Below are 12,918 nucleotides of genomic sequence, written 5' to 3'. Positions count from 1 at the left end.
GCGCACTGCACAGCAGTGCGTCCCCAAGAAGAAGGCCCCGCACTGCGGGGCCTTCTTCTTGGGACAACAGCCCTCACCCCACCAGCACCAGCCCCGGCGGCAGGCTATCCCCAAAGCTGCGCTTCGCATCCTGGGCGTCCATCCGCTGGACCTGTTCCACCAGGTCGATCCAGCGCTGCGGTGCACCGGCGCCGCGCAACCGCTCCAGCACCAGGGCGCGCTGGGCATCAGACAGGTCCAGCGCACGGTCGCCCGTCATGCGGGCCATCTGCACGGCGGCGAACATGGCGGTTTCGTTGCGGCGCCAGTCCTGGGCCAGGGTGGCGTCCAGGAACTCCTGCGCAGCCTCGGGCGGCATGACGCGGTGGGCGTTGGCGGCCAGCGGCATGCGCGCGGCCAGCCGGCCTATGGCCCACCAGGTCTGCACGGATTCACCGGGGTGTTTCAGCCGCTGCAGCATCCACTGGCCCATTTCCTGGCGGTACTGCCAGGGCACGGCCTCCATGGCGGCGAACAGGCGCAGCATGTCGTCGTAGCTGCCATGGGCGGATTTCCCCTGGCTGCGCTGCGTGGTCTGCTGCACGGCCTTTTGCATGTGGCCGGCAACCTCTTCCAGCAGCTCCATCTGCCGGGCCTCATCCAGGCCCGCGGCCACGCGGCGCCAGAACACCCACCATTCGGTGCGGTTGGCTGCCTCGCCGCCATGGCCCAGGCCCTGGCCATGCAGTTGCCAGACCTGCTGCATGCGCCAGCCGTCCAGCTCGGCGCCCACGCCGGGGCGCAGGCACCAGCCTGCCAGGTTCAGCCAGACGCGCTCGTGCTCGGCCGTGCGGCGGCGGCGCCTGGCGCGGGCCAGCAGGGCGTCGAACAGTGCGCGCAGCAGCGGCAGATCCCAGTCCTCGCGCGGGCCCAGCCGTCGCTCCAGCGACTGGCGCAGCTGGCGGACCTCCTTGGCCGTCACCTCCTGCGCCTGGCTGCCGAAGATGCGCTCGATCAGGGCCACGGCGTCGGCCAGCCGGCCCTGCCGGGCAGAACGATCGCCGGTGTCCTGCCCATCTGCGGCCAGCGCACCGCGCACGCTGAACGGCAGCAGCCACTGGCGCTGCGCATCGTCGGCGGCCACGCAGCGCACCTCCAGCGTGCCGACCTCGGTCATGCAGGCCTGCAGTTGCACCTCGACCTGGGCCTTGTCCCGGCCCTCGGGCGCAGGCAGCACGGTGGACAGGGCGGGCAGCTCGACCCAGCCCTCGCCGTCGAGCGCCGCGATGCGGCCGGCCTGCGCAGGCGCGGCGGCCAGGCTGTTGGCCACCAGGGAAAAGCGCACGGCCTGGCCCAGGCGCAGCGCAAAGCGCCGGCCGGAGAGCACGATGCGCACGCCCTCTTCCGTGCCGCGCGGCAGCAGGCAGATGCCCTGTGGTGCGGCACCCGCCTTCTCAGGCAGGACCAGCCAGTAGCTGCGCGGCGAGCCACCGCCGATGCGCGGTACCGGGGCGGGCACAGTCCGGGCATCTTCCGATTCCGGCAGATCCTCAGACGGACGGCTCTGGACATGCATGGCCAGGCCATGCGCCGCCGCGCCGCGTGCCACGGCCCAGTCGGGATGCGGGTTGTGCAGCAGGCGCAGCGGCTGGCCGCGCCAGGCCTGCAGTTGCGCCACCAGCCGCTGGGCCAGCGCATGGGCGTGGAAGACGCCGCCATTGAGCAGGACCGCATCGGGCAAATCCCCAGCCGCGTGCTGCGCGAGGAACTGCGCCAGGTGCCGCGTGATCGCCGCATCGGCAGGATATGGGAGCCCCAGGCCGCGCAAAGCGCCCTGGCGCCGGGTGGGCAGATCCTGCAGGCCGGCCAGCGGCATGAAGCCTTCGACCACGGCCTCGCGCACCTCGTCGCGGCGCAGCATGGCCGTGCGCGTCTGCGCCAGCAGCTTCGATCCGCCGCCCAGCAGGGTCACGGCCACGGACTCGGGCGCCTCGCTGGCCAGCAACTGTTCCTTGGCCATGCGGCAGCGCTGCACCAGTTGGGCGAAGCGTGCGGCGGGCAGGCGCTCGCCGGGCGGGGCGAACTGCGGCTCCAGCCGATGGGCCAGCGCCAGGTCCATGTTGTCGCCGCCCAGCATCAGGTGCTCGCCCACGGCCGTGCGTGTCAGCACGGGCAGGCCTCCAGCTTCACCGGGCTGCACGCGGATCAGGGTCAGGTCGGTGGTGCCGCCGCCCACATCCACCACCAGCACCAGGCGGCAGTGCGCCAGCTCGGCGGCCAGATGCTCGCCCTGCAGCACCAGCCAGTCGTGGAAGGCGGCCTTGGGTTCCTCCAGCAATTGCACCGCAGGCAGGCCGGCCAGTTGCGCGGCCTCCAGCGTCAGTGCGCGCGCGCCTTCGTCGAACGAGGCCGGCACGGTCAGCACGACCAGTTGGTCCCGCAGCGGCGCGCCGGGGTGCGTTCGGTCCCAGGCCTGCCGGACATGGTCCAGGTAGCTGGCCGAGGCCTGCAGCGGAGACAGCCGGGCCACCTCTTCAGGCGCACCCCAGGGCAGGATGGCCGCCGTGCGGTCCACGCCCGCATGCGAGAGCCAGCTTTTGGCGCTGGCCACCAGGCGCGACGGCACGGCCGCGCCCAGGTCACGCGCCCAGCGGCCATTGACGGCGGGCGCTTGCGCATTGGCGCCCAGTGCCGCCCAGGGCTGCTGCCAGGCATCGCCCAGTTCGCCGGGCGCCGCCTGGTAGCGCGCCGAGGGCAGCAGCACCTGGGCCGCCACCTCGCCAGCCGAGACGCGCTGCGCCACGGGCAGCAAGGCGATGTCGGCCGCCGTGCCGCCCACGGGCACATGCGCCACCACGGTGTGGCTGGTGCCCAGGTCGATGCCCACGATGTGGGCGGCGTCGGGAGCGAAGGGGGCGGCGGAGGCGGGGGCGGCAGTATCAGGCATATCGGCAGTCATACAGGGCACGGTGCGCGGCCCGGACCGGGCCTGCCGCCGGGACGGGCTACGCTACATCGGCCCGCACGTCGAACTCCACCTTCCAGCGTTCGTCGCCACCCACGGGCACGGCGTTGAGCTCCAGCGTGCCGATGTCGGTCACGCGCGCATGCAGGGTGACGGGCACGATCTCGCCGGGCGCACGGCCTTCGGCGGGCAGGTGGGCCTCGATTTCCTGCAGCTCGACCAGTTCCTCGGGACCCCAGAAGTCCAGCACGGTGCCGACCTGGTCGGCGCGGCGCACGGAGGAGCCGAAAAAGCGCAGGCGCACGGGCTCGCCCACGACCAGGCCGAATTCCTGGGTGTCCAGCGCCACCTCGGTGCCCTCTTCCATGCCGAAGGGCGCCAGGCACAGGGCCGAGATGGGCGGCTCCATGCCGGGGATGGCGGGCATGTTGCTTTCCACGCCCACGTAATAGCTCTGCGCCGTGCCGCCACGGATGCGCACGCCACGGCCCGCAGCCGCCACATGGCCGAAGTAGGCGGCGCCGCGCGCCACGGCCAGGTCCAGGTTGGCGCCATCCAGCAGGCGCGCGGGTTGCGCGCCCTCGCCGGCCAGCCAGCCGTTGACGACTTCCAGGATGCGCTGCTCGATCTGCGGCGCCTTGAGCACGCCGCCGTTGAACAGGATGGCCGAGGGATGCAGGAAGGACGCGCCCTCGGGCTGCGTGCCCTTGAGGCCTTCGATCTGCTCGGTGGCGCCGGCCTGGCGCGAGAGGAAGGCCGCCAGGTGGCGCGTGACGGCCGCGTCCTGCGCATACGGCAGGCCCAGCTGGGTCAGCGCGGCGCGCGCGCGGGTCTGGGGCTTGTCGGCGACGGCTGCGCGCGGGAAGAAGCCTTCCACCAGCATCTGCAGCACCTCGTCACGCGTGACCTCGGTGCGGATGCTGCCGCCGATGAGCTTGCTGCCCCGGCTGGGCACGACCACGGGCACGGACTGCAGCGTGGCATCGGCCAGCAGTTGCTCCTTGGCCTGGCGGCAGCCATGGGCCAGGGCGCGGGTCTGCCAGGCGTCGAGCTGCTTGCCCTCCTGGGCCAGCTTGCGCGCCACGCCGTAGGCCAGGGCCAGGTCCATGTTGTCGCCGCCCAGCAGGATGTGCTCGCCCACGGCCACGCGCTGCAGCTCCAGGCCGCCGTCCTTTTCCAGCACGGCGATCAGCGACAGGTCGGTGGTGCCGCCGCCCACGTCCACGACGAGGATGATCTCGCCGCTTTGCACCTGCTTGCGCCACTGGCCGCCGCTGGCCTGGATCCAGCTGTACAGCGCAGCCTGGGGTTCCTCCAGCAGCGTGAGCTTCTGGAAGCCCGCGGCGCGGCAGGCCTCGGCCGTCAGCTCGCGCGCGGCCGGGTCGAACGAGGCGGGAATGGTCACCGTCACGTCCTGGGCGTCGAACGGCGCCTCGGGATGGGCCTGCTCCCAGGCCCAGCGCAGGTGCGACAGGTAGCGGATGGAGGCGGTCAGGGGCGAGACGCGGTGCACCTCCTCGGGCGCATCGGCCGGCAGCAGGGGCGAGCGGCGGTCCACGCCCGGATGGCACAGCCAGCTCTTGGCGCTGGACACCAGCCGGATCGGCGTGGCCGCGCCGCGCGATCGCGCGAACTCGCCCACCACGAAGTCCTGGCTGGCGCCCCAGGGCAGGGCCATGTCGGCCGCAGTCAGCTCGCTTTCATGCGGCAGGTAAAGGAAGGACGGCAGCAGCGGGCGCGCCTCCACGCTGGAGGGGCCGGTGAGCTGGGGAATGTCCAGCACGCCCTGCTCCACCTTCTCGCCATCGCTGGCCTGGCGGTCCACGTAGGAGAGCGCGCAATGCGTGGTGCCCAGGTCGATGCCGATGCTGTAGCGCGCCTGAGAGGATTGACGGGACTGGTCCATGCTCACAGCTCCACCTCGGCCTGGGCCACGATGGCGGCGGCCTTGTGATCGGTGAGCTGGGGCAGGCGGACATCGTCCACGCGCCAGCCGCGGTGGCCCAGCGTGCCCGTGAAGGGTGCCTGGCCGACCACGTTGCCCGTCAGGCGCACGGCGGCGGCATCAAAGCCTGCGGCCAGCGTGACGCGGCTGCCTTCGGCCTCGGCACGCACGGGGGCGATGCTGAAATGCTCGCGCAGCACCTTGCGGCAGCCTTCGTGCACCACGCGCGCAGCGGCGCCGATCTCGGCGTCGGCATAGCCGGCCACGTCTTCCTGCACGAAGTCCACGAAGCGCGCCTCGCGCTGCAGCAGGCCCAGCAGCTGCAGGGCGGCGGTGCCAGCGGGTGCGGCCGGCTCCACGATGGTCTTTTCGACGATCTTCTCGACCGGCACCTCGACACGCTTTTCAACCACTTTCTCGACCACCTTTTCGACAGGCACCTCGACACGGACCTCGACGATCCGGTCCACGGGCACCTCCACGCGCACCTCCTTGGGTGCGGGCGGCGGCACGTCGGCGGCCAGCGGCTCGCCGTCGCGCAGGCGGGACACATCGGCGGCCAGGGGGCCGTTGCCGAGGATGGCGAAGAAACTGCCGATCGCGATGGCGATGCGGCTCAGGAACGAGGGGGGAGTCTTGGAATTCATGGGCTTCTCTTGGCGAGAGGACCCTGCCGGGCCGATCGCCGCGCAGCAGGGCAACCGGGCGCCGATGGTCCTCCACCGGGCGCCCGCAGGGTCCGTGATGTTACCCAAAGCAACGAAGCCCCGTCCTGTACACGGCCCCATGCCCCCGTGCGCAAATGGCCTCGCGGCATAATCGCGGCTGCTCCTGCCCCTGTCCATGGCCCATACACGCCTTTTCCGCCACGCCCCGACCCGCTGCACCGCCTTGCGCGCGCAGCGGCCGCAGCGCGTGCACGGCGTGCCCACGGCCTTCATCAGCCTGTGCGGCTTCACGGCCCTGCTTTCCGCCGCCGTGCGGAAAGCCTGAGGTCCACCCCCAGCTTCCCGCACGGCCCCCGCAGCGAATCCCGCATGCGAAGCGCATGCCAGGAGCTGCCGGCCCACGCCCCGCATCTCCCTGGCCTGCACGCCTTTTCGGCCGCGCCGCCGCATGGCGCAGCCGCCTTGACCCCGGAGCCGATGATGGACATGGAACTCTCCCAAAACTTTCTGCGTGCCAAAAGCCCCTGCGCGGCGGGCTTTCGCTGGTTCGTGCGCAACCGCCATGACGGCAACGACTACCAGCGCGTGCTCGACGCCCTGGTGGGCGATGGCCGCGTCGAGGATGCGCGCTGGCTCATGAACCAGTTCGGCCCCACCGATGCCATGCTGGAGGTCGATCACCTGGAGGCCGATGCCCTGGTGTTCGCGGGCAGCGTCGTCGTGCATGGCGAGCTGCGCGTGCCCGGCCTGCTGGCCGTGGGCCGCACGCTGCAGGTCGGCGCCGGCATCCACGCCGGCCGCATCGAGGCCGGCCAGGACCTGCACAGCGGCGGCGCCATCTTCTGCAGCGGCCCGCTGCAGGCCGGCGGCCTGGTCAAGGCCGCCTGGAGCGTGGACGTGCACGAGGAACTGCGCGCCGAAGACGTGCGCGCCGGCTGGGAGCTGCGCTGCGGCGCCGACCTGCGCCTGGGCGGAGGGGCACAGGCTGGCCAGGACATCGAGGTGCAGGGCGCCATCCGCTGCGGCAAGGGCCTGCGCGCGGGCGGCAGCATCCGCGCCAGCGGCCTGATCGAGCTGGGCCACGGCCTGTACGCTGGCGCCGACGTGGAAGGCGGCAGCCACATCGAGGTGGACTGGGGCATGCGCGCGCTGGGCGACATCCGTGCGGCCTGCAGCATCCGCGCGGGCGAGACCCTGCATGCCGAAGGCGAGATCGCGGCCGGCCCCGGCTACGGCATCTATGCGGGCATGAACGTGCAGCAGGATGCCTGGCCGTCCTGTGCCTGGGTGCATGCGGCGCAGCGGCCCCCAGCCCTGCTCAGCGGCTGGTGGGAAGAGGCAGCGGCACCGGCCTGATGCCCGCAGGGACACGCCGGCCTGCGCCCCCGCAGCGCAGCGCCGCGATGCAAAATACCCGCTTCGCCGCCGACCGGGCGGCTCCAAGGAATCCCACATCGTGTTCACCGGCATCATCCAGGCCGTGGCAAGCATTGCCGCGCTGCGCGACCAGAACGGCCTGCGCACCTTCACCCTCGACTTTCCCGAAGGCTTCTGCCAGGACCTGGCCATCGGCGCCAGCGTCTCCACCGACGGCGTGTGCCTGACGGTGACCGAGATCCTCTCGCCCACGCGCGCCACGTTCGATGTGATGCTGCAAAGCCTGAACATCACCACGCTGGGCGGCTATGCCGAGGGCGGGCGCGTCAATGTGGAGCGCGCGGCAAAGGATGGCGCCGAGATCGGCGGTCATCCGCTGTCGGGCCATGTGGATTTCACCTCGCCCGTGCTGGAAGTGGCCTCCAGCGACACCAACCACCGCATCCGCTTCGGCATTCCCGAGGGCTTTCGCCACTATGTGTTCGCCAAGGGCTACATCGCCATCAACGGCGCCAGCCTCACGGTGTCCGAGGTGGACCGCCAGGCGGGCTGGTTCGAGGTGTGGCTGATCCCCGAGACGCGCCGCATGACCGTGTTCGAGTCCAAGGGCGTGGGCGACCTGCTCAATGTGGAGATCGACCGCAGCACCCAGGTCGTGGTGGACACGGTGCGCGAGACCGTGCAGCAAAGCCTGGGCCGCCTGCAGCCCGTGCTAGAAGCCTTGCTCAAGGAAAAAGGCCTGAGCCTGGACGACTTCATAGACGTCCCCAAGCTGCCCGGCTGACTGCCTTCGTCGTTCAACGCCCCGCCGCCAGCGGCGGACTGAAACGCCGCAGGCGCAGCGCGTTGCTGAGCACGAAGACGCTGGACAGCGCCATGGCCCCGGCCGCGAACACGGGCGACAGCAGCGTGCCGTTGACGGGGAACAGCAGCCCCGCGGCCACGGGGATCAGGGCCACGTTGTAGGCAAAGGCCCAGAACAGGTTCTGCCGGATGTTGGCCATGGTGGCCTTGGACAGCGCGATCGCATTGGGTACGCCGCCCAGGTCGCCCGACATCAGCACCACGTCGGCCGCCTCGATGGCGATGTCCGTGCCCGTGCCGATGGCCAGGCCCACATCGGCCTCGGCCAGGGCCGGCGCGTCGTTGATGCCGTCGCCTACATAGGCCAGCGTGCCGTGTTCGGCCTTCAGGCGCTTGACGGCATCGACCTTGCCGCCGGGCAGCACCTCGGCCACCACCTCGTCGATGCCCAGCTGCCGCGCAATGGCCTCGGCCGTGCGGCGGTTGTCGCCGGTAATCATGGCCACCTTCAGGCCCAAGGCGTGCAGGGCGGCAATGGCGGCCGGCGTGCTGTCCTTGATGGGATCGGCCACGGCGATCATGGCGGCCAGGCGTCCGTCCAACGCGGCATACAGCGGCGTCTTGCCTTCGTCGCCCAGGCGCGCGGCCTCGTCTGCCAGCGTGTCCACCTGCAGGCCCAATTCGCGCATGAAGCGGTCGGCACCGATCTCCACGCGCACGCCGTCCACCTGGGCGCGCACGCCAAAGCCTGTCACCGATTCAAAGCGATCAACAGCACCCAGCGGCAGATCCTCGGCCTTGGCAGCATCCACGATGGCGCGTGCAATCGGGTGCTCGGAGCGGTCCTCCACGGCCGCCACCAGCGCCAGCACGCGGCTGCGCTCGCCCTCGAAGCCGGGGGCCAGCACCAGGTCGGTCAGCTCGGGGCGGCCGCGCGTCAGCGTGCCGGTCTTGTCCACGGCCACCACGCGGGCGTCCTTGAGGGTCTGCAGGGCCTCGCCCTTGCGCAGCAGCACGCCCATCTGCGCGGCCCGGCCCGTGCCCACCATGATGGAGGTGGGCGTGGCCAGGCCCATGGCACAGGGGCAGGCGATGATGAGCACGGCCACGGCATTGACCAGCGCAAAGCTCAGTGCGGGCGACGGCCCCCAGGCCAGCCAGGCGCCGAAGGTCAGCAGGGCCACGGCCATCACGGCCGGCACGAACCACATGGTGACCTGGTCCACCAGCGCCTGTATGGGCAGCTTGGAGCCCTGGGCCTGCTCGACCATGCGGATGATCTGCGCCAGCAGCGTGTCCGCGCCCACCTTGGTGGCGCGAAAGGCCAGCGCGCCGTTCTGGTTCACCGTGCCGCCGACCAGTTCGGCACCCGGGGTTTTCTCGACCGGCACGGGCTCGCCGCTGATCATGGATTCATCGACGAAGCTGCTGCCCTCGATGACCTCGCCATCGACGGGAATGCGCTCGCCGGGCCGCACCTCGATGGTGTCGCCCGCACGCACGGCGGCGATGTCCACTTCCTGCACGGCGCCATCCTTGCGCACGCGCGCCGTCTTGGCCTGCAGGCGCACCAGGCGGCGGATGGCTTCGGAGGTATTGCCCTTGGCGCGCGCCTCCATGAAGCGGCCCAGCAGGATCAGCGCCACGATCACGGCCGCCGCCTCGTAATACACATTCACCGTGCCGGCCGGCAGCCACTGCGGCACGAAGGTGGCCACCAGCGAATAGGCAAACGCCGCCGAGGTGCCCACGGCCACCAGCGAATTCATGTCGGGCGCGCCGCGCAGCAGCGCGGGAATGCCCTTCTGGAAGAAGCGCAGGCCCGGCCCGAACAGCACGATGGCCGACAGCAGGCACTGCAGGTACCAGCTGTTCTGCGTGCCGATGGCCTGACCCACCCAGTGGTGGAAGGCCGGCACCATGTGGCCGCCCATCTCCAGCACGAACACCGGCAGCGCGAACACCGTGGCCACGACCAGCGAGCGCTTGAGCGAGGCCCGCTCGCGCGCCTGGCGCTGCTCCGTGCCGTCTTCGGCCGGCGACTGCGCAGCGCCGCCTTCACTGGCCGGGTTCGCGCTGGCGCCCAGCGGACGCGCTTCGTAGCCTGCCTTCTGTACCGCAGCCACCAGGGCCGCCATGTCCACGCTGCCCGCCAGCGTCACCAGCGCACGCTCGGTGGCCAGGTTCACGCTGGCCGATTGCACGCCCTCCACCTTTTTCAGCGCACGCTCCACGCGGCCCACGCAGGAGGCGCAGGTCATGCCCTCCACCTCCAGTTCCACGCTGGACTGGGGCACCTCGTAGCCGGCCTTCTCGATGGCTGCAATGGCGGCCGGCAGATCGGCCGCGCCCTCGAAGCGGATGCTGGCCTTTTCGGTGGCCAGGTTGACCACGGCCTCCTGCACGCCCGGCAGCTTCTTGAGCGCGCGTTCCACACGCCCCACGCAGGAGGCGCAGGTCATGCCCTGAACGGGCAGGTCTATGGCCATGCCGGCCTTGGTCGATGCATTCATTGCCTGACTCCTTTGTTCTCGCATGCAGGCACTTTAGAGATTGCCACCATGTCAAGGTCAAGCCCCGTGCAAGGCGATTTCATCGCCGTGTCATCAGCCTTGCCCAGCATCGGCGGCCGTGACAAACCGATACAGAGAGAACCCGTTCATGTCCTTGACCTCCCATCGCCCCGCCCTGCGCCCGCTGGCCGTGGCCCTGGCTGCCTCCGCCCTGATCGCCGGTTGCGGCGGCTCCGGCAACGACACGCCCGCAGGCCAGCCGCTGGAGCTGCGCATTCTGCACATCAACGATCACCACTCCACGCTGGAGTCCAAGAGCAAGACCCTGCAGCTGGACGCCGGCACGGGCAAGGCCGAAGCCGTGGCCGTGGACGCCGCAGGCTTTGCGCGCGTGACCCAGGCCATCGAGGAGCTGGCCGCGCAGTCGCCCAACGTGCTCAAGCTGCACGCCGGCGACGCGCTCACCGGCACGCTTTACTTCAACCGTGCAGGCGCCGACGGCGAGGCCGATGCCGCCCTCATGAACACCGTCTGCTTTGACGCCTTCACGCTGGGCAACCACGAGTTCGACAAGGGCGACAGCGGCCTCAAGTCCTTCCTGGACCGCCTGCGCGCCGGCACCTGCAAGACGCCCGTGCTCAGCGCCAACGTGCGCTTTGGCGCCAACTCGGCCCTGAACGCGGCCAAGGCGCCCGGCTATGTGAACCCCTCCACCGTGGTGGAGCGCGGCGGCCAGAAGATCGGCATCGTCGGCCTGACCATTGCGGGCAAGACCAAGGCATCGTCCAGCGCCGATGCCGACACCACCTTCGAGGACGAGGCCACGGCGGCCCAGCGCGAAATCGACGCGCTGCGCGCCAAGGGCATCAACAAGATCATCGTCATGAGCCATGTGGGCTATGAGTACGACCGCCAGATCGTGCCCAAGCTCAGCGGCGTGGACGTGGTCGTGGGCGGCGACTCGCACACCCTGCTCGGCCCCGACGTGCTCAACACCACGGGCGTGGGCACGCCCGGCGGCGCCTACCCCACGCGCCTGGCCGACAAGGACGGCAGCCCCGTCTGCGTGGTCCAGGCCTGGGAGTACGCCCAGGTCGTCGGCGACCTCAAGGTCCAGTTCGACGCCGACGGCCGCGTCACCCAGTGCACGGGCACGCCCCATGTGCTGATCGGCGACAGCTTCACCATCGCCGGCAAGGCCGCCACCGATGCGCAAAAGACCGCTCTCAAGGCCAGTGCCGCCGCCACCGGCGTGCTGCGCGTGACCACGCCCTCGGCCAAGGCCACCGCCGCGCTGCAGCCGTTCAAGGACAAGGTCGCCCAGTTCAACCTCAAGCAGGTCGCCACCGTGCCCCAGGAACTGTGCTCGCGCCGCGTGCCCGGCGGCGTCGGCACCATGAACTACAGCCAGTCCAGCGCCGCCTGCAATGCCGAAGGCAGCGTCAGCGTGCGCGGCGGCGACATCCAGCAGCTCGTGGCCCAGGCCTACCTGGAAGAAGCCAACCGCCACTACGGCGGCGCAGACATCACCCTGCAAAGCGGCGGCGGCGTGCGCATCCCGCTGCTGGGCCAGACCACGGCCGCCCAGGTCATCCAGGTCCTGCCCTTCGGCAACAAGCTGTTCCGCCTGGACATCACCGGCACGGAAGTCAAGGGCATGCTCGAAGACGGCCTGCAGGCCGTGTATGGCCCCAGCGGCACAACCGGCCCCTACCCCTACACGGGCGGCCTGCGCTTTGACGTGAATGCGGCAGCGGCGGCCGGCCAGCGCGTGTCGGGCATCGAGGTGTATGACAACGCGAGCAAGACGTGGAAGCCGCTGGATACGGCGCGCACGTACAAGCTGTTCGTGCTGAGCTTCAATGCCACGGGTGGCGATGGCTACAAAACGCTGGCGGCCGTGCCTGATGCGCGCCGTCTGGACATTGGCGTGCTCGATTCCGATGTGTTCTTCAACTACATCGAGAGGCAGCCGGTGGATGCGGTGTCTGGTCTGCCGCTGCTGTCGCGGCTGCCGGCGGATCTGTACAGCACGCGTAGTTTTCAGGGTGGGCGCTGATTAGTTCACGCTCTTTTTTGAGACCCTGCCGGGGGGTGTTTTTCGAGGCCGGGTCTCGGCCCGGCGGCCGACCTACTTTCCTTTGTTTCGCCAAAGGAAAGTAGGCAAAGCAAAGGCGACCCGGATGTCCGCGACCCCTTCGCTTCGCTGCGGGGCAACCTGCGTCGTGGCGGTTGCGGGGTTCGCTGCGGAACTCGCTGCGTTCACTGCGTGAACTCCGCTCAGACAACCGCAGCGAGTCAGATCACGAAGCAGTCCTGTCCTTCGGCAGGACTGCAACCCCGCAACCACCACGCCGCAGGCGCTGACATACGGGGAGTTGGTACGGGCCTTCGCTTCGCTCGGCCCCTGGTTTGAAGCCGAGCGGAGCGATGGCGCCGGGTGTTGGCTGTTGGCTGTTGGCTGTTGGCTGTTGGCTGTTCCCCAGCCTCCCCCCTTCTGCCCACGCCTGCGTTGGGCGGGATGCGGGGTGGCAAGCCTGCCGAAGGACAGGCTTGCTTCGTTGTCTAGCTCGCCGTGATGTTTGAGTGAAGCGCGCAGCGCGCAACGAGTTTCACGGCGCACCCCGCATCCCGCCCAACGCAGGTCGCCCGCAGCGAAGCGAAGGG

General features: G+C 70.3%; 8 protein-coding genes. 4 read left to right on the top strand and 4 right to left on the bottom strand.

Features of this window, described 5'->3' with window-relative positions; genetic code table 11:
* Positions 1 to 73 precede the first annotated feature (73 nt).
* Genes ACUTR7_RS23715 through ACUTR7_RS23705 form a run of 3 tightly spaced genes read right to left on the bottom strand, consistent with a single transcriptional unit; the run spans position 74 to position 5,536 of the window.
* Entirely contained in the window at positions 74 to 2,926 is a 2,853-nt protein-coding gene (locus ACUTR7_RS23715) for an Hsp70 family protein (protein ID WP_445609958.1), read from the bottom strand.
* A gap of 58 nt (positions 2,927 to 2,984) precedes the next feature.
* Complete coding sequence (locus ACUTR7_RS23710) at positions 2,985 to 4,850, bottom strand: Hsp70 family protein (protein ID WP_445609957.1); 1,866 nt, start codon at positions 4,848 to 4,850, stop codon at positions 2,985 to 2,987.
* A 2-nt stretch (positions 4,851 to 4,852) separates the two neighbouring features.
* Positions 4,853 to 5,536 carry a DUF2760 domain-containing protein gene (locus tag ACUTR7_RS23705; protein WP_034397107.1) on the bottom strand — a complete coding sequence of 228 codons (684 nt, stop codon included), beginning with the start codon at positions 5,534 to 5,536 and terminating at the stop codon, positions 4,853 to 4,855.
* Between the two features lie 196 nt (positions 5,537 to 5,732).
* Between ACUTR7_RS23705 and ACUTR7_RS23700 the strand changes: the two genes are divergently transcribed.
* The 3 genes from ACUTR7_RS23700 (at position 5,733) to ACUTR7_RS23690 (ending at position 7,718) form a co-directional block, all read left to right on the top strand.
* Positions 5,733 to 5,882 (top strand): hypothetical protein, encoded by a 150-nt coding sequence (locus ACUTR7_RS23700; protein WP_013800628.1) that lies wholly within the window; start codon positions 5,733 to 5,735, stop codon positions 5,880 to 5,882.
* A gap of 155 nt (positions 5,883 to 6,037) precedes the next feature.
* Positions 6,038 to 6,913, top strand: coding sequence for a hypothetical protein (locus tag ACUTR7_RS23695; RefSeq protein WP_445609956.1), 876 nt, complete (start codon positions 6,038 to 6,040; stop codon positions 6,911 to 6,913).
* 100 nt (positions 6,914 to 7,013) lie between these two features.
* Positions 7,014 to 7,718: a riboflavin synthase gene (locus ACUTR7_RS23690; RefSeq protein WP_034364447.1), complete on the top strand. Its 705-nt coding sequence runs from the start codon at positions 7,014 to 7,016 to the stop codon at positions 7,716 to 7,718.
* Between the two features lie 13 nt (positions 7,719 to 7,731).
* Here ACUTR7_RS23690 and ACUTR7_RS23685 read toward each other — a convergent pair whose 3' ends face one another.
* Positions 7,732 to 10,251, bottom strand: coding sequence for a heavy metal translocating P-type ATPase (locus tag ACUTR7_RS23685; protein WP_445609955.1), 2,520 nt, complete (start codon positions 10,249 to 10,251; stop codon positions 7,732 to 7,734).
* A 148-nt stretch (positions 10,252 to 10,399) separates the two neighbouring features.
* On the opposite strand from ACUTR7_RS23685, the gene ACUTR7_RS23680 reads away from it, so the two are divergent.
* On the top strand, positions 10,400 to 12,310 hold the full coding sequence (locus ACUTR7_RS23680; protein ID WP_445609954.1) for a bifunctional metallophosphatase/5'-nucleotidase: 1,911 nt from the start codon (positions 10,400 to 10,402) through the stop codon (positions 12,308 to 12,310).
* Positions 12,311 to 12,918: the final 608 nt, after the last annotated feature.

Source organism: Delftia sp. NA_296.1 (assembly GCF_052692095.1).
This window is presented reverse-complemented; position numbering and strand designations above follow the sequence as displayed.